The sequence below is a fragment of the Clostridium sartagoforme genome (genome assembly GCF_004794105.1).
GTDB lineage: Bacteria > Bacillota > Clostridia > Clostridiales > Clostridiaceae > Clostridium > Clostridium sartagoforme_B.
In genome coordinates this window covers 92395-111122 of record NZ_SRYR01000010.1, presented here as the reverse complement: position 1 = coordinate 111122, position 18728 = coordinate 92395, and the positions used below count along the sequence as shown (strand labels likewise).

Below are 18728 nucleotides of genomic sequence, written 5' to 3'. Positions count from 1 at the left end.
ACTTATATAAAAATTAAAAGATATATAAGCTTTCAATTAATGTAATTTACACTTTTAATTATTTTTCACATCAAATAATATAGACACTTAAAATGTAGATTAATTATTGAAACATATATATATTGTTAATACTAATTCTACTACTAGTATAAACGTTAACTTAATCATCTATCAACTACATATATCTTCAAAAAATAATTTTTTTCTAAACTTTCTCAATATTCCTATGAATACTAAGATTTTTTATATTCAAATGAATTTTATAAAATTTATTTAAACATTTTCATTTTAATATAAATATACTAATATTAAATAACTATATTTATAATTTTCTTATTTTCAATTAAGAGATATTCCTTCATAAAAAAAATGCGTATCACAGTTTAGTGATACGCATTTTTAATTCTTTTCTATTTACTTAAAAAGAATAATCCACAAACTCTATTTCCTGAGTGTATTCCTACAGCACAACCAGGAGTAGTTTCTATATACTTAATATTATTTTCTTCTAAATAACTTTTAAGTTCAGCCTTTATTTCTGGGCTTACTATTTCTATTAACATTACTGGCTCATTTTTATCTGGATTACTATTTTCATAATCAGAAATAATTTTCTTTAGTACCTTCTTATTTCCTCTTATCTTATCTTTTGCAACCATCATTCCATCTTCAAAGCCAATAATTACTCTAAGACCTAAAGCAGTACCTATTGCCCCTGCTGTTTTAGAGATTCTTCCACCTCTTACTAAGTTTTCTAAAGATTCAAAGCAAAGTGATGCTTTCATTTTATGCTTCATAGCATCTATTTCTTTCTTTATTTCTTCAGCAGTAAATCCCTTATCTCTTAGCTCACAAGCTTTTAATACAAAGAAACCTTGAGCAGATGTAATTACTTGAGTATCTACTATAACTATATCATCAGATTCTATCATATCCTTAGCTATACAAGCTGAATTATAAGTTCCACTCATATTAGAAGACATTAAAACTGCTACTACTTTATAGCCTTCATTTAATGCATTTCTAAAATATTCTTCAAATCTACTTGGAGTTATTTGAGCTGTAGTTGGTAATACCTTTTCTCTCTCTATTTTTTCTTGCATTTCTTTTAGGTTAATTTCTTCTCTATCTACGTAACTTTTATCTCCAAAATTAATTAGTACTGGTAGTATTTCAATATTATTTTCTCTTATTAATTCTTCCGGAAGATCTAGACAACTGTCCGTCACTATTTTAATTTTTTTCATTTTCTATTCCCCCTAATTTACTTCATTTCAGGAAAACCAATTTGTCTTAATGCCTCATAAGCTACTATTGCAACTGTGTTTGAAAGATTTAAGCTTCTTGTGCTAGTTTTTATCATTGGAATTCTAATACCTTTATGGGCAGTATGTACTTCTTCAGGAACACCAGCAGATTCTCTACCAAACATTATGAAATCTCCTTCTTTGTACTCGACTTCATCATAATGTTCTGTTGCATGAGTAGTAGATAAAAAGATTCTTTCATTTCCATACTTTTTCATGAAATCTTCATAGCTTTCATGAATTTCTAATTTTAATTCACTCCAATAATCTAATCCAGCTCTTTTCACTTGTTTATCATCAATTTTAAATTTCATTGGTTTTATTAAGTGTAGAGTTGAGTTAGTCAAAACACAAGTTCTAGCAATATTACCAGTGTTTTGAGGTATCTCTGGTTGATATAATACTATATTTAAATTATTCATATCTATGTCCTCCAATAAAAGAGGCTGTTGTATAAACAGCCCAATTAAAAATTAAAAATTGAAAATGAATAATTATTGATGTAATTTTTCATTATTCATTCTTAATTTTACATTGTGCAAAAACCTCATTTAATATCATAATAAAAATAATACTATATGAAAACTTATTAGTCAAAGTCATTTGCACTTTATTAACAGAATATTTTTTTATACAATATATATTGCTTATTTCTACAAAATCACTGCTAAATATCAAAGATTTTTTTTAATGCCTTTGCCACTCCATCTTCTTTATTAGTGTCCGTAACAAAATCTGCAAGGTCTTTCACTTTATCTATTGCATTTCCCATTGCAACTCCAAGACCTGCATATTCAATCATAGAAATATCATTTTCATTATCACCAATACATACTATTTCTTCTCTCTTAAATCCATAATGCTCAGCTAAAGCCTTTACTGCCTTGCCTTTTGATGCACCTCTATTATTAATTTCAAGGCTTTTTGTGCCTGCACCAAAATATATAATATCATCAAACTCATCTAACTTCACCTTAAGAGCCCTTAACTTTTCAGGTTCTAAAGAAAAGGCTATACTTTTAGTGATTTTACCATTAGTTCTATTAAAGAATTCTTCCCATTTTTTTATATTCCTAATTACATTATAATTAATTTTTAAATCATCAAACCCTCTTTGCTTGGTCATATATAATTTAGTAGCTACCTTAGTAATATAATTTCCACAATATATTTCATTTGATGTATAAAAATGAAATAATAAATTTAAACTTTCAAGAGTTTCTACTAATTTAATGCAAGTTTCTGGCTGTATAGGATTTTCGTATATTACTTTATTAGTGTATTTATCTCTAACTATTGCTCCATTTGCCGCAATAACTGGAGACTTTACACCTAAAAGATGAGAGTAATAAGCGGCATTATTATATATTCTTCCTGTAGTTACTACTACTTCTATTCCCTTGTCATGCAATTTTTTAATTACCCTCTTGCTTTCATCTGATACTTTTCTCCCTTTACCTAGTAAAGTTCCATCCATATCAATGCAAACCATCTTATATGCCATAAATACTCCTTTACGATAACCTTTATTTTATCTTTATAATATCACTATAATTTTATTTCAACAATAAACTTAACAAGATAATAACAATTAAAAAATTAAGGTATTGAAAGAATGAAAAAATTGAGGAAGAGGTTTTGCTATGCAAAACCTCCTTATTTTAAATATTCTCTTATAAAAAATTTCTATTTTTTTTATAAGCATTCTTTCATTTTTTCATTTCTTCATTCTTTCATTAATAAAATGCTTCGCATTTTATGACTAGTTGTTTGGTTTTTTGTCAGATTCAGTTTTATTATTTGTTGTATCCTCTTTTTTAGGATCTTCCTTTTTGGAGTCTTCTTTCTTAGGTTCTTCCTTCTTAGGTTCTTCCTTCTTCTTAGTTCCTCTTTTAACTATTGTATCTGTAGTCATGTAAACATCTGTAGCAATAAATTCTCTATCTACTTCTACTCCATTTTCATAAGTTACTTGATATGAACTAGCCTTGTATCCTGGCATTCCATGAGATACAACTTTTTCAGTTCCTTCTTCCATAGTTGGATCATCTTCATACTTTATTTCAGGGTTGTACTTTTCATGAATTTCATTTACTAATTCATAAGTCTTATTACCCATTGCTTCTGCATCTCCATACAAAGTAAAATTAGCTATTCCTCCACTAACGGAACCTTGAATATATATTGGGAAATCGTAAGTATTTACAAACTTATAATCTATATAAGGATTAGCCACTGTTGCATCTAATCCCGGCTCTGAATAAGAAACTGTAAGGGAGTGATTCATCCTTTCTGTTGATCTAATATTTGCATTCATAACTGCCCTATAAAGAGTAGTTGAAATTTGGCATATTCCACCACCGTAGTCAGGAACTATTTCATTTCCTACATAGGTATTAGCTTTTTCATAACCTTTTTCTGGAGTAGTATCACCAATTAATCCATTATAACTAAACTCATCTCCTGGCATAAGGATTGTCCCATTTACTATATCAGCAGCAATTTCCATGTTCTTAACTCTACCATCACCAGTATTAACATAACTAGTGCTATAAGTACTAATTTTGCCATTGATTCTAGTTAAATCTTCAGCTTTTATCTTAGCCTCTTCAACTACTAATTCAAAAGTTAAAACTGCTTCATTGCCGGGATCTGAATTTATATTATCTACTAAAGTATTATGAAGCTCTTCTTTGTTTATACTTTTACCAGAAACCTCATCAGTAATAGATATATTTCCTGAATTTATTTCAATTGAAGCATTGATAGGTTTTACTCCCACCTCATCAATAACCTTATTTTCAAAAGCTGCTAAAGCTTCTTCATCATAAGAAAGTTTCGAATCTACATTAGTTGTCTTTTTTCCCTTTATATATGAATTCTTAGTAAAATTACTTTCATCTTTTCCTACTGCCATAGCTTCCTTAGCTACTTCTTCAGGATTATAACTTGGATTTAATTCCTCATAAGTCAGTTCTAAAGTTTTATCCTCTACTTTAACTACTAACTTCTTGTCCAAAATCATACTAGGTAATTTTTCTTTAAGTACCTTAGCTGCTTCTTCCTCATTTAATCCGCCTAAGTCTATACCATAAACAGATACACCTGGATATATTTTATCTTGCCATGATGCTACTTTTTTATTAACTGAAAAAACATAACTTATAATACCTATTACCAAAATTAAAACTATTACACCAGCTAATATCAAAGTATTTTTATTTATCTTTTTCAACGGTCCCACTCCTTTCTTATCACCTATAATTAAACATAACAATTCATAATATTATTATATAATATTTCCCCTTTAAATTTAATATACATTAATTAATAATATTTAATTTTAATAAATAATTAATACTTAAATGTGTCTATTCTGTTAACTTCATGGAGATTAATTCCATGGTAAAATTAATAATTAAGGATAAACACTTTGAAATGAAGAACTAAAAAGTAAGAGATAATGGTTAAAAGGTACAGGGTAAGAGATAAAAAGTAAAGGTTAGGGGTAAGAGATAAAGAAAAAACTCCTTGCGGAGCTTTAGAAAAATAATTTATTTTTACTACTAAGAGGCTGCCTCACAAAAGTGATAATTAGAAATTTAAAGTTAAAAATCAATAATCAATGATGCAATCTATAATAAATCACGTGAAAAGCATATTTCTTAAAACTCATTCATGAGTTTTCTCCTTAATTTTCCATTATTAATTTCTAATTTTTCATTGTGCGACAACACTTAGGCTGCCTTTAAAGCAGCCTTAATATTTTCTCTATACTACTACTCTACTTCTAATTTGAGATGTTTCACCATCATTATCAAAAGCTTCTATTGATACCGTTACTGGGACATTAGTGCTAACTGGTAATTCCCTTAATGGAATTTGGAAACTTGTATCATCCTTATTAACAGTTCCAATCCAATTTCCATTTACGAATATATTATATCCTAGTAAATCTACATCTGTATTTCTACTCCAGGTTACTCTTAACATACCGTTACTCTTAGTTGCATTAAAATTCCTAACCTGCCTTGGTTGCATTAAAAGATCTAAACTATCTGGACCCCAGTTTGCATCAACTGGATTTCCAACTCCTTGAACTTCTGCTCTATCACTATATTGCCATATTCTCCATCTAGTCCAACCGCCTAAATTAGGAGGATAATCTGGATTAATCTCTACATGGGTGTACATAGCAATCCATAACGGCATAGTTTTTAATGGTTGAGTTCCATTAGGTAATTTAAAATCATTGTAAAGTTCGATGAAAAATGCCCCTGTATATAACATAAGTCTTCTTCTTGTTTTACTCTCAAAGCACTTTTTAAATCTTAGTATCCAGTCTATTAGAGCCTTTGTGCTTATCTTATTGTCTATAGGTTCTTCTACGTCTAATACTGGAAATAAGTCCCCATAGTTCCTATTACCAAATCCTTCTTGCAATATGTTGATAAAATCATTACATTGTGCATCAGCTGTAGTTAAATCATAAGAAGGTATAGCATAATGATATGCTCCAACTGGTATTCCATAATTCCTTGCTGCTTTTGCATACTCTAAGAATTTTCTATCTACTCTAAACCTTCCTGAACCTGATCCTGAAGATCTAACATATAGAAAATCTATAGTCCTTGCTAAAGTTTCAAAATTAACATTTTGAGTATATTCATTTATGTCGATTCCAAATCTACTATTAGCATTTTTATTTTGCATTTTTCCTCCAAGAAAAATAATCTCTTTATCATTTTATAAATTACTTTCTTAAAGGTTACTTATATCTATTAATATTATTAATTATTTGATTGTTTTTAATTTGATAAAGAAGCTAACTTCATTTCCCACGCATTCAGCCCAAATCTTACCTTCATGTAGTTCTACTATATTCTTAGATATAGCTAAGCCTAATCCACTACCCTTAGTATCAGAGTTTCTCGCCTCATCCACTCTATAAAATCTATCAAATAATCTTTCAACTTTTTCTTTAGGTATATTTTCGCCATTATTTTTTATCACAATATTAGCATAACCATTATTTTCATATGCAGAAACTACTACTCTTCCAGGCTTAAATGAGTATTTTATTGCATTTGAGAATAAATTTTCAAAAACTCTAACCATTTTCCCTGCATCAATTTCAACTATAGACTTTTCATCTACAAATCTCTTTACTACTTCAAGCTCATTTTCTTCAAATACTGGAATATATTCTTCAATTATTTGAGATAAGAATTCAACTATATTTACATTAGTTTTTTCTAATACTATACCCCTTGCATTTAATTTATTATATTCAAATAAGTCTTCAATTAACTCCTTAAGCTGAGTTGCTTTATTAAAGGCAATATTTAGGTATTCCTTCATCATTTCATCATTTTCATATTTACCTTCTTTTATAAGACCAATATATCCCATAACTGAAGTTAAAGGTGTTCTTAAATCATGTGATACATTAGTAATGAGCTCACTTTTAGTCTGCTCTGATCTTCTTTCTGCTTCTATTCTATTTTGGATTTCTGAAGCCATGTTATTTATGTTCTCTGCTAAATTCTTAATTTCATCCTTACCCTTTTCTTCAACTCTATATGATAAGTCTCCACTAGAAATAATTCTAACTCCTGATGCAATTTCTTCTATATACTTCATTTTTCTATTTGTAATTATAATAAATATAGATATAAATAAAATTACAGAAAGCACCAATGCTAAAAATGAATTTTCATCTACATAATATTCATTAGATATATATGGAGTTGGAGTTTCATAATAAATTAGGTAAGCTCTATCCCCTCCAAGATTTACTGGATATAAGAATACCTTCTCATCACCTTCATTTGTTGCAGTATTGCTTTTATCTATTACAGCATAAATATCTAATTTTTCTTGAAAGTCACCATTTACTTTATATAATATCTTACCGTCTAAATCTGTAATATAAATTTTAGCTTTACTATAGTTATAATTTTCTAAATAACTATCTATAGTAGCTTTATCACTTAATCCAGCAACACTTTCATTATTACTCAAATCCCTTGCAATATTATTGGCTGTTGATTGAATGGATCCAATATCATATTCTATATTTGTTATAGTTCTATTTTTAGCAAGCATATTATTAGCAAAACCATAGAAGAAAAAGGCTGAAACAAAACAAATAGCAAATACAACCATAAGCTCAAATCTAATACTTTTTTCTATATTCTTATATAGCCACTCACATAACCCCTTAATAGTTTCTCCTAATCTAGAATTATAAAATCTATAAAATATCCTCTTTAAAAGGTTTCTAAATCTAGTAACTAGACCTACCTTTTCTTTTTTTATATTTTCTGTGTTTTTCTCATTATTATTTTTATCTTTTTTGTTCTTTCTACCTATCAATTTTATAGCCAACCCCCCATACAGTTTTTATATACTTAGGTTTTCTAGGATCCTCCTCAATCTTTTCTCTTACCTTCCTAATATGAACCATTACGGTATTGTCAGATTGCATAAACTCCTGTTTCCAAACACTGTTATAAATATTTTCTATACTAAATACCTTACCTCTATTTTCAGCAAGCAAAACTAATATATCAAATTCAGTTGGAGTTAATTTGATTTCTTCTCCATCTTTAAAAACTTCATGTGTTTCTAAGTTTATAGTAATATCTTCAACTTCTAATGTATTTTCAAAGGTTGTAATAGTATTTCCCTCATTAGAAGTTTTATTAAATCTCTTATATCTTCTAAGCTGAGACTTAACCCTTGCTACCAGCTCTAAAGGATTAAAAGGCTTAGTTAAATAATCATCTGCCCCAGTATTAAGTCCTAATATCTTATCCATATCCTCAGACTTTGCTGATAACATAATAATTGGCATTTCTCTTTCTTCTCTAATTTTTAGACATGCCTCTATTCCATTAACCTTAGGCATCATTATATCTAAAATAATTAAATCAACCTTTTCTTTTTCTAATAGATTTAAAGCCTCTTCTCCATTTTCAGCCTTTAAAGTTTCATAACCTTCACCCTTTAAATATATATCTACTAAATCTCTTATTTCTTTTTCATCATCAACTATTAAAATTCTTTCATTACTCATATCTTCGTTTCCCTCCAAAATATTATATATAAATAATCTCTACTATATATGTTTCAATAAATAATCTACGTCTTAAGTAATTATGTTACCTTAAGTATAGAAATAGTTTCTAAAGTAAATTACACCAATTGAAAGCATATATAATTTTTATAAGATAAGTTTATCATACTCTCAATCTTTATTTATATTTTAGGTAAAATATCTTAATAATAAAGATTAAAATTCCTTAAAAAAATCTTAAATGTCATAAAATGCACAGGAGTATATAACATATTGTGGATGCCTTGCTACTAAAGGAAAAAACTCCTTTCGGAGTTTTGATTAAATTTAGAATTATATAGAAATATATGAAATATTGCGACCTTTCTATGTCCCAAGCTCCAAGTCGGTTTACGCATAGTATTTTAAAGAACACTTGAGTAATTTAATCTTTTAGATACCCTGGTACTAAATGAGGAAATTCAGATGAGCTGAATTTCAACGATTATTGTTAATCTTATTGAAATTATTACGGAATAACTAGGAAAATTTATTCTTTGAAAATTGAATAATACGGTATTGTAAAAATATGTTATAATTAATTCGTAATTGTATTATATATGAATAAAAATATTGGGAGGACTTATGAAAGTTTGGGAGAAAAAATATAATAATCATCTTATAAGAATTGAGAATTACTGGAATAAGGAAATATTATTAGTTGATGGTGAAATTCAAGATGAGACATATGGTCTTACGTCTAGAGCTAAGCTTATTGGAAAATTACCAAGTGGTGAAGAGATAAAGGTAAACCTTGGTGGAAATTTCTCCATCGATTGTATTTTATTTATAGATAACAAAAAAATATCCTTAAGTTAAATATATTTTATATTAAAGTTATATAGAAATCCGTTATTATTAATTGCATAATTAAATTATTACTAAGGTAAAATAAAATATTAAATCGCTAGAAGTACCGTACTATTAAAATGAATATGCGGTATTTTTTACTTCACAATTTAAATATATCACACCAAAAAAGGATATCTATATTGAGAAAATTATCACTTATAACTTTCTTTATAGATATCCTTTTATTTAACTTTATAATATATTTACTGAAGATTTATCCCCTTAAACATATAAACTACGTATAGTCTTTAGCCAGTATAAGCAGTTATCATCCTATATTTATTTTCACCAATTTTCTCTACATCAACAAAGGAAAACTTATCTATTATCCATCCATCGTCTCCATCTATCCCATTACCAGCCAAGCCAAACCCACTTTCATTAGGTTTTATATCATAAGCTACTGTTACAGTAAATATATTTTTGCCTTCTGAGTGCAAATCACAACTTATTATTCTATACTCTACTAAAGAAGGTTCCACCTCCTTATTAATACCATTATCTAGATCAGATAACAAATCTGTACTACGCATCTTAATGTATTCCTCATAAAGATTTTGCCCAATATATACTTTATCGGTAGAAGTTGTTTCTATTACCGGATAAAATAAATCTGAATCTATATATCCTGATTTTGTCTTAACTACTCTTTTAAAATCATTTCTTGCTATCTGAGTTAGAAAAATTTTCTCAGTACCCTGTACTAATTTATCAGACCATTTTATATTTATATAATCTCCATCAAACTCTCTTAACTCCTTCGAAATAACATCCCAATTTAATTTTAATTCAGAAACATTCTTATTTAATTTAACATTTCTAGAATCAATTTTATAAGAATTATCACCTAAAATTAATTCAATTGGCTCTTGAGCTCCAATCCATTGTGATGGATAAAGTAAAGTTATATCTTGACCAGAAATCCTTAAAGTATCTCTACTTTGCTTTACTAGTGGCTCTCCTAAAATTTTTGCTAATGAATCTTTTATTTCACTTGAGTCACCATTATACAAGCATATAATACTATTTTTAAAATATACATTCTTAGCTGATTTTAATTCTTCTATATTTATTAAAATATAATCACTAGCATAATTAATTTCACTATAATCATCACCATTAAATATTCCTATTTCACTTAAGGCTGCTTTTGAATCAATATAATCATATATTTTCACTTCTTCATTATTTGCTTTTATAGTATAAAAATCAGCTGAATATCCATTCTCCTTAGTCGATAATGATTTCTCTTCAATTAATTTAATTTCTATGTTCTTATCTATTAATTGCTTAACTAAAGAATGAAAATTCAAACTTCCGCTCTCAATTACTTCATTAGATACTATATCTCTTTCTTCATAATTCATACTATCATATAAAATTTTAATTTTATCAATTTCTTTATTACTTGCAGTATATTGGATTCCGTTAATGTTAATATAGTTATCTATAAAACTAATATCATAATTTTCATCTCCAGTTAACTTAATATTAACCTCCCACCCTTTATATACTTTCTGTTTTTCACCTTTTACTTTAATTGAATTAATATAATCTACAATTTTATTAACATCTTCTTTATTATATACATTTTTCCCTCTAGGTGGAGATGGCATGACCTTTATAGTAACCTCACTTATTTTAGAACTATCAACTAAATTTAAATTTTCAGATTTTAACCTAGTTGTTAAGAGCACTATAGCTAAAACAGAAATTACCACTATCCCAGCTATTATAGTTCTAAACCCAAACTTCTTATTTTCAGCTATATTTTTTATCCTATCCTTAAGCCTCTTTTTGTCAGTTATCATTGATGTTGTACCTGGAATAGGATTTTTAGAATGAATTAACTGAAGTACATTAATTATTGTATTTCCATAGTTTAAGTTTTCTTCTTTGCCTAGTTTAGTTAAGACCATTTCATCACAAGCAGCTTCACAATCACTTCTCATTATATTAAATCCAAGATAAATTATTGGATTAAACCAATGAATAGCTTTTACTATTGATGTTAGCCATGTTACTAAGATATCTTTTCTTTTATAATGGCAAAGCTCATGCATAATTATATATTTCATTTCTTTTTCATTTACAAAACTTACAACCTTTAATGGAATTAATATTTTAGGTTTAATTACCCCACAAAGACTAGGACTATTTATTTCATTAGTTACTCTGACTTCTATACTTCTATTTATAGATAAAGACTTCTTTTCCTTAGAAATATCAATATCTATATCATAGTTTTTGTACTGAATATATTCTTTTTTAATACTTAAGTGAAGCTTTAAATAAGCTATTAACCCTCTTAAAATAAGTATAGAAGCTACACTTATCCAAAGATAAAATATTATTTCTTTATAAGTAAAATTATTGCTTTGTTCATTATTATCATTAACTATATTATTTACTGGTGAATTAAAATCTGTAGAAATGTCACTATTAATTTCATCATTAGGTATTGTTTGATTTGTAACTTGATTATTTACTTGTGTATTACTATCTATGATTGAATTATTACTTTCTTCTATAGGACTAACATTAACTAAATTAAAAACACTTAGTTTACTTTCTGGACCAAAAGGAATTATTAATTTAATTAATAAAATAAACCAAAGATAATAAATTATAGACTTTTTCATATGATTTTTTAGTAGTAATCTTATTAGCAAAATTATTCCTACTAAAAAACTTGCAGCTATAGAGGATTCAATAATATAACTCATTATTTATCCTCCACATCCAACTTTTCATTTAAAATATCCCTTAACTCATTTATGTCTTCATTAGTTAATTCTTCACTTTTTACTAAGTTTAATATCATATCATTTAATGATCCATTAAAAACTCTTTTCAAAAATGATTGGCTTTCTTCCTTTATACATTCTTCTTCTGAGATTAATGAGTAATAAACATACTCCTTGCCATTTTTTCTAAAACCAATGGCTTCTTTGTTCAAAAGCCTGCTAATAAGGCTTTTAATAGTAGTACTTTTCCACTGTTGTTTACCACTAAGACTTTCTATTATTTCATTAGAAGTTACCTCATCCTTTGACCATACTATCTTCATTATTTCCCATTCTGAATCAGATATTTTTGGCAGCTTATTCATTATACCCCTCCTTAAAATTACAAATGTAATCTTTAATTTAAGTTTACAAGTGTAATCTATAGCTGTCAACCTATTTTTTCCCATAACTTTATATTTTACCAAATATAGTTTATAATACACACTATAATTATGGTGCTGTTGCACAATTAAAAATTAACAAAAAACTCCTAATAGAGTTTTTAATTATAACAGTCTTAGTAATTCTAAAAGAATTAAATCAATAATTCTTCATTTTTAGTTTCAGGAGGTCTATCATGGGAGAACATTTCAAATCATATTCAGCGGTAATGCCGGTTATAATAAATAGAAAAGAAGGTAAAACTCAAATACTATTACATCGTAGAAAAGATACAGGTTATGAAGATGGTAAATGGGATATGTCAGGAAGTGGACATGTTGATGAAGGAGAAACAGCTAAAATGGCTGTTGTAAGAGAAGCTAAAGAGGAGCTTGGAATAAACATAAATATAGATGATTTATCATTTGCTCACTTAGCTCATCGTGTTAGCTCATCTGGTGGAAGAACTTATTACGATATGTATTTTTTAGTTGAAAAATTTGAAGGAATCCCTAAGATAATGGAGCCAAATAAAGCTTCTGAATTAAAATGGTTCGACTTAGAGTATCTTCCAAGTGATATTATGAGTATTAGAAAATTAGTTATTGATAATATTAAAAATAACATTACATATAGTGAATTAATAGAAAATTAAAAGCATTTTATAAATATTTGATATAGGAGATTTGTATGGAAATTAGAGAAGCCACTAAAGAAGATTTAGAAGAAATTATCATTATAGAAAGCAAGTGTTTTCCTGAAGCTGAAGCAGCTAAAGAAGAAGATTTTCGTAATAGATATTCTGCTTTTAAAGAAAATTTTTTCGTAGCAGTTAAAAATGAAAAAGTAATTGGTTTTATAAATGGATGTACTACTGATAAACCTGAATTGCCTGATGAATTATATCATAATACTGAATTACATAACCCTTCAGGAGATTATCAAACTGTATTTGGATTAGATGTATTACCAGAATATCGTAACTCTGGTGTTGCCACAGAATTATTAAAGCATTTTATAAAAATATCTAAAGAACGTGGTAAAAAAGGAATGGTTCTAACTTGCAAGAATCATTTAGTCCATTATTATGAAAAATTTGATTTTAAGCATGTTGGAGTTTCAGACTCATCTCATGGTGGAGCAAAATGGAATGATATGATATTGCTATTTAAATAAAAGGCTTTTTTTAAACTAATCTTAATATTAGACCATAAAAAGTGGACAATTAATTGCCCACTTTTAATTCGTAATATATTAAAATTGTTTCGCTTTGTTTTAAAATAATGTGTAAATATAGCTAAGCTAAAGGATGTCCCAATTCGTATATCCTTTTCCCTAGTATTATTTCAAATCTATTCGCTAAATTTAAATTTTGTAGTTCACAATATTTTAAGATTATGAGATTATTTTTTCATAAGAAATTCTTCTTCATAATTCATATCGTTATATAGACTTTTTAATTCTTGAGTAATTCTACTGTCAATATTCTTATATATAAAGTTAACTGTATCTGTATTGCTATAATTATAAACATAGATTTGATTATTAGAAACTCCTATTTCATATAAATAAATCTTTTCATTTTCACTGCTCTTTAATAATGAAATTACAAAATCAGGCTTAAAATTCTTATTATTGCTTTCGGTACAAGTTATTGATTTTAAGTATTCTCCAATCTTTTTTATATCATCTTCATCTGTAACCATTTTACTTCTTCCTAACTCTTTCTCTTTACTTGTAACAGTTAAGTTTGAAAATTCAATTCTTTTAGTTGAACTTATTGGAATATCCTTAAATGGACTTATAACTTTTACATTTTCTGATTTCGTACATCCAATTAATGATAATATTAATAAAGGGATTATAATAGCTAAAATATATTCTTTTCTCAAAACATCATCACCTCGTAAAATAATACAATTGTTCATTATTCATTTACCAACCATATCTAACTTAGTATTTTTGTTTAGCTTCATTTAAAAATTACTATTTTTATAATCTATAATAATTGACTCACTACTTATATTTATAGACTTTTCAGCAGTAAGATCCTCATATTTTTTAAAGCTAACTTCTTAGATAGCCTCTCTATATAACTAGACTCTATTCTCCTTAATAAATAAAAAACCATCAAAGTCATAATAACCAAATTGGTAAAAAGACTTAAAACTTTTTAATTCAATTGAATAATATATTCCAGTAGTAAAGGCTTTAATAACTCAAACTGAATACATCCCAGCTGTATCTTCTAGATATCCAATTCCAGCTAAAGAAGATAATGCATACTGGGTTACTTTTTAACTTTTAAACTTGCTAATAGTAAAACAATAATTATAATCATTGAATTAAAGTATATCTTTAATTTATAAAAAATCATACTATCATATAGTGTTACGTATTTGTTCTTAGGATACCATTCCTTAACATCAAAACTAACTTCATTAAACCTTGAATTACCTTCTTTAAATTCTCCATAAACAACAAATTCACTATATGAAGGAATTCCCTGCCTAAATGTTGATATACTTTTAAATGGAGTATTTCCAATTAAATTTACAGTATCTCTTGAAATAGTTTTGTCAGGTAAAGTTTCTAGAAATCTACCTAAATGTTCTTGGCCACCAATAACTTTAGGTCCACCACTCCACTCATGACATTGAATCTCTAATCTTGTCAAATTATCATATTCATATTGATTTATTTCTGGCATTTTATAGGGTAAAAAAGGAATTACAATTAAAATAATTAAAATAATAATTAATAAGATTTTTAATTTATATAACTTCATAGATATCTCCTAATTTTTACTAATATTATATCACATTTAAATTTATTCTTTTAGTTATATTGTAACACCCAACCTCTAAATTATAAAAAGAAGCTACTACTATCAGAAATATATTCACGCCATATAGTTTGCGATTTTGATGCCAAAATAATTGAACAAATTGATAAAGTCCCTCATCATATAGATATGATTGATGATAGCTATGAATTAATAATTTATAAACTATAAACATTCTAATTTCGCTAAAAGTATCTTTAGTGAACAAAAGAGAGTGATAAATATTTTTATCACTCTCTTATTTTCTTTTACACCTTGCTTTTAGTTGAGCTATGACCTGTTCCTTTTCTTCTGTACTTGTAAAGATATTAGTAGGTATTATCGCTGTAACATCACGTAATATATTTATAATATATATGCAATTACCTTCTTCATGGATTCTAGAAATTATTTTAAAACTAAACTTTTTTGTTCCTCTAACACTTTTAATAGTAATGTTATCTTCATTTATTATTAAAGTTTTTTCACTTAATAAGGAAGAATCCATTTTTGCCCTTATTTTTATCAACCCTTTTCCTATAGCTCTTATATTTAACTTTTTACAAATAGCACGATATATTATCCATAAGATTATAAATACAGCTATCACAATTATCCTTGCGCTAAGATAATAATAAAAATCTATAAGTGCATAAATGATTCCAAACAAAAATAATGATTGAAACCCATAAAAAACAATAAGGATTAAAGGTTTTTGTGAAAACCAATAAAAATTTTCATAATCATCTAATGTGTTCTTGTATTTAATTTCCAATACTTTAACCACCTTTTATTTAGCTATACTGTAATATACTATATATTAACATATTTTTATTATACTTTAAATTATTGAAATATATTTCGCTAAATCAAATTTTCACGAAGAAATTAAAAATTACAGTTTAAGCCATTTGTAGGCTATTAAATTTAATAAAAATTATAGTTGTTGGTTTACTATAATTAAACTTATGAAAAAAAGATACTATTTCTCTATGATCATTGCGAAATAGTATCTTTTCTAGGTAGTCATGTACTTATAAAATTTTATAATTTGACTATCTTTAAAACTATCTCTTTAAGTTAAGCTACTAAACTATCTACTAAGAAATTAATAGAATAACTTAATAAAAGTCATTTGTCCGATCGCTACCATTGCTAACACTCCTCATTATACAAGTGGGAGCTAAGCACTGCTACGCGCCTGGGTTAGTTCTTCTAACCTTAAGATGGAATAGGCAACCTGCACTCTGTAAAAATAATTCACACAAAATGAAAGATTTTAGTTCTCTACTTTTTAAGAAAACTCCACCTAAAGATAAGAATCACTTTATATTATAAATTTTCTATAGTACTCCTAAAGCAAGTATTAATGCTCCAAATACAATTGATACCATTGACATTAGTTTTATTAGAATATTTATTGAAGGTCCTGTTGTATCTTTAAAGGGATCTCCTACTGTGTCTCCAACAACTGCTGCTTTATGGCATTCTGAGCCCTTCCCACCTAGTACTCCAGATTCTATATATTTCTTAGCATTATCCCAAGCTCCACCTGAGTTTGACATCATTATAGCCATTGCAAAACCTGTTACTGTTGCTCCTGCTAAAAGTCCTGCTACCCCATTAGGTCCTAAAATAAGTCCGACTATTACTGGTGTAGCTACTGAAATTATTGCTATTGTAATAAGTTCTCTTTGAGCAGATTTAGTACAAATATCAATACAAGACTCATAATCTGGTTCTCCCTTTCCTTCCATAAGTCCAGGAATTTCTTTAAATTGTCTTCTTACTTCAACCACTATTTTTGAAGCAGCTCGTCCAACTGCATCCATTGTCTTTGAAGAAAATAAGAAGGTTACCATTCCACCTATAAATAATCCTATTAAAACCTGAGGATTTAATATAGATAAGTTAAACTCAAAATTAGAAGTTCCGCTCTTAACTATATTTTCAATAGAATCCTTATATGCTGCTATAAAAGCTAAAGCTGTTAATGCAGCTGAACCTATTGCAAAGCCTTTTCCTGTAGCTGCTGTAGTATTTCCTAATGAATCTAAAGCATCAGTTCTTCTTCTTACCTCTGGATCTTGCTCAGACATTTCAGCAATTCCCCCTGCATTATCTGCTATAGGTCCATAAGCATCTGTTGCCAGTGTAATTCCTAAAGTAGACAACATACCAACTGCTGAAATTGCAATTCCATAAAGGCCTAAATTAAAATCATTAGCCCCACCTGATAAATTAAAACTTATTAATACAGATACAGCTACTATTACTACAGGTATTGCTGTAGATGCCATCCCTAAAGATAATCCACCTATTATTATAGTCGCTGGTCCAGTTTCACTCATTGAAGCTAGATTCCTTGTTGGTTTATAACTATCTGATGTGTAGTATTCAGTAAAGAATCCTATTAAAATCCCTGCAAAAAGCCCTGATAATATACTAAAGTAAACTCCTATATTTTCAGAACCTAATATTTCTCTTACTATAAAATAAGATCCTACTGCAACAATTACTGAGGATATATAAACACCTCTTCTTAAAGCTTTAAGTAAGTTCTTCTGACTTGAATCTTCTTTTGCTTTTACAAAGAATGTAGAAAATATGGATGCAACTACACCTAAGGCTGCAACAAGAAGTGGAACTACAGCACCCTTTGTTGATAGTCCTGCTGCAACAGCTAATGCAGAAGATGAAATTAATGAACCTACATATGACTCATAAAGGTCAGCTCCCATACCTGCAACATCACCAACATTATCTCCAACATTATCTGCAATTACAGCTGGATTTCTTGGGTCATCTTCTGGGATGCCTACTTCTACTTTCCCTACTAAATCTGCTCCAACATCTGCAGCCTTTGTAAATATTCCGCCACCAACTCTAGCAAATAAAGCCATAGAAGAAGCCCCTATTCCAAAGGTTAAAATATTAGTTGTAACTTGCAGTATTCTTTCTGCTTCTGATAAATCTCTATAATACCAATCTAAAAATAAAAATCCAAGAGCTATATATAAAAGACCTAGAGAAACAACTACAATTCCTATAACAGAGCCACTTTTAAATGAAATTTTCAATGCACCATTTAAACTTTTCTTAGCAGCTGTTGTAGTTCTAGAATTAGCTTGAGTTGCAACCTTCATACCTATAAAACCACTAAGCCCTGATAAGAATCCTCCTATTACAAAAGAAAAAGGAACAAATATTGAAACATATCCAAAAATGCTCATAATAAGGAATATAACAAACATTATCACAAAAAATATTGTTACTCCTTTGTACTGCCTCTTTAAATATGCATTTGCTCCTTTTCTTATTTTAATAGCAATGCTTCGTACCTTTTCATCCCCCTCGTCTTCTTTCATAATGCTTCTTCCTTGGTAAACTGAAAAAAACAAACCTAAAACTGAACAAAGTAAAACTAAAAGAATAAAGTTCATAATTATTCCCCC

The 18728-nt window shown here is 27.9% G+C and carries 16 protein-coding genes; 3 read left to right on the top strand and 13 right to left on the bottom strand.

All coding sequences use genetic code 11. The annotated features are described in order from the left end of the window. Positions 1 to 410: 410 nt before the first annotated feature. From E5347_RS14225 to E5347_RS14195, 7 genes are all read right to left on the bottom strand, one after another. Positions 411 to 1247, bottom strand: coding sequence for a DegV family protein (locus E5347_RS14225; RefSeq protein ID WP_136007894.1), 837 nt, complete (start codon positions 1245 to 1247; stop codon positions 411 to 413). Positions 1248 to 1264: 17 nt separating this feature from the next. Continuing rightward, entirely contained in the window at positions 1265 to 1729 is a 465-nt protein-coding gene (locus E5347_RS14220) for a tRNA (cytidine(34)-2'-O)-methyltransferase (RefSeq protein ID WP_136007893.1), read from the bottom strand. Positions 1730 to 1974: 245 nt separating this feature from the next. Further along, positions 1975 to 2811, bottom strand: a complete 837-nt coding sequence (locus E5347_RS14215; RefSeq protein ID WP_136007892.1) for a Cof-type HAD-IIB family hydrolase — start codon at positions 2809 to 2811, stop codon at positions 1975 to 1977. 258 nt (positions 2812 to 3069) lie between these two features. Beyond that, a complete protein-coding gene (locus E5347_RS14210; protein ID WP_425350476.1) occupies positions 3070 to 4551 on the bottom strand; it encodes a VanW family protein in 1482 nt (493 codons plus the stop codon). 527 nt (positions 4552 to 5078) lie between these two features. After that, positions 5079 to 6020, bottom strand: a complete 942-nt coding sequence (locus E5347_RS14205) for a glycoside hydrolase family 25 protein (RefSeq protein ID WP_136007891.1) — start codon at positions 6018 to 6020, stop codon at positions 5079 to 5081. Positions 6021 to 6101: 81 nt separating this feature from the next. Next, complete coding sequence (locus tag E5347_RS14200) at positions 6102 to 7697, bottom strand: sensor histidine kinase (protein ID WP_243109788.1); 1596 nt, start codon at positions 7695 to 7697, stop codon at positions 6102 to 6104. Further along, complete coding sequence (locus E5347_RS14195) at positions 7675 to 8388, bottom strand: response regulator transcription factor (protein ID WP_136007890.1); 714 nt, start codon at positions 8386 to 8388, stop codon at positions 7675 to 7677. The genes E5347_RS14200 and E5347_RS14195 overlap by 23 nt, the downstream gene beginning before the upstream one ends. A gap of 624 nt (positions 8389 to 9012) precedes the next feature. Here E5347_RS14195 and E5347_RS14190 point away from each other — a divergent pair. Continuing rightward, positions 9013 to 9246 (top strand): hypothetical protein, encoded by a 234-nt coding sequence (locus E5347_RS14190; protein ID WP_136007889.1) that lies wholly within the window; start codon positions 9013 to 9015, stop codon positions 9244 to 9246. Between the two features lie 281 nt (positions 9247 to 9527). Here E5347_RS14190 and E5347_RS14185 read toward each other — a convergent pair whose 3' ends face one another. Both E5347_RS14185 and E5347_RS14180 read right to left on the bottom strand, forming a co-directional pair. Then, positions 9528 to 12005 (bottom strand): M56 family metallopeptidase, encoded by a 2478-nt coding sequence (locus E5347_RS14185; protein ID WP_136007888.1) that lies wholly within the window; start codon positions 12003 to 12005, stop codon positions 9528 to 9530. Further along, positions 12005 to 12391 carry a BlaI/MecI/CopY family transcriptional regulator gene (locus tag E5347_RS14180; protein ID WP_136007887.1) on the bottom strand — a complete coding sequence of 129 codons (387 nt, stop codon included), beginning with the start codon at positions 12389 to 12391 and terminating at the stop codon, positions 12005 to 12007. The genes E5347_RS14185 and E5347_RS14180 overlap by 1 nt, the downstream gene beginning before the upstream one ends. Before the next feature lie 254 nt (positions 12392 to 12645). Here E5347_RS14180 and E5347_RS14175 point away from each other — a divergent pair, with 254 nt between their 5' ends. Next, positions 12646 to 13104 (top strand): NUDIX hydrolase, encoded by a 459-nt coding sequence (locus tag E5347_RS14175; protein ID WP_136007886.1) that lies wholly within the window; start codon positions 12646 to 12648, stop codon positions 13102 to 13104. A gap of 35 nt (positions 13105 to 13139) precedes the next feature. Then, positions 13140 to 13625 (top strand): GNAT family N-acetyltransferase, encoded by a 486-nt coding sequence (locus E5347_RS14170; protein WP_136007885.1) that lies wholly within the window; start codon positions 13140 to 13142, stop codon positions 13623 to 13625. 227 nt (positions 13626 to 13852) lie between these two features. Here E5347_RS14170 and E5347_RS14165 read toward each other — a convergent pair whose 3' ends face one another. From E5347_RS14165 to E5347_RS14150, 4 genes are all read right to left on the bottom strand, one after another. Further along, positions 13853 to 14341, bottom strand: a complete 489-nt coding sequence (locus E5347_RS14165) for a hypothetical protein (protein ID WP_136007884.1) — start codon at positions 14339 to 14341, stop codon at positions 13853 to 13855. A 398-nt stretch (positions 14342 to 14739) separates the two neighbouring features. Further along, complete coding sequence (locus E5347_RS14160; RefSeq protein ID WP_136007883.1) at positions 14740 to 15237, bottom strand: hypothetical protein; 498 nt, start codon at positions 15235 to 15237, stop codon at positions 14740 to 14742. Between the two features lie 295 nt (positions 15238 to 15532). After that, positions 15533 to 16048, bottom strand: a complete 516-nt coding sequence (locus tag E5347_RS14155; protein ID WP_136007882.1) for a hypothetical protein — start codon at positions 16046 to 16048, stop codon at positions 15533 to 15535. A gap of 568 nt (positions 16049 to 16616) precedes the next feature. Further along, on the bottom strand, positions 16617 to 18716 hold the full coding sequence (locus tag E5347_RS14150) for a sodium-translocating pyrophosphatase (RefSeq protein ID WP_136007881.1): 2100 nt from the start codon (positions 18714 to 18716) through the stop codon (positions 16617 to 16619). Between the last annotated feature and the right edge of the window lie 12 nt (positions 18717 to 18728).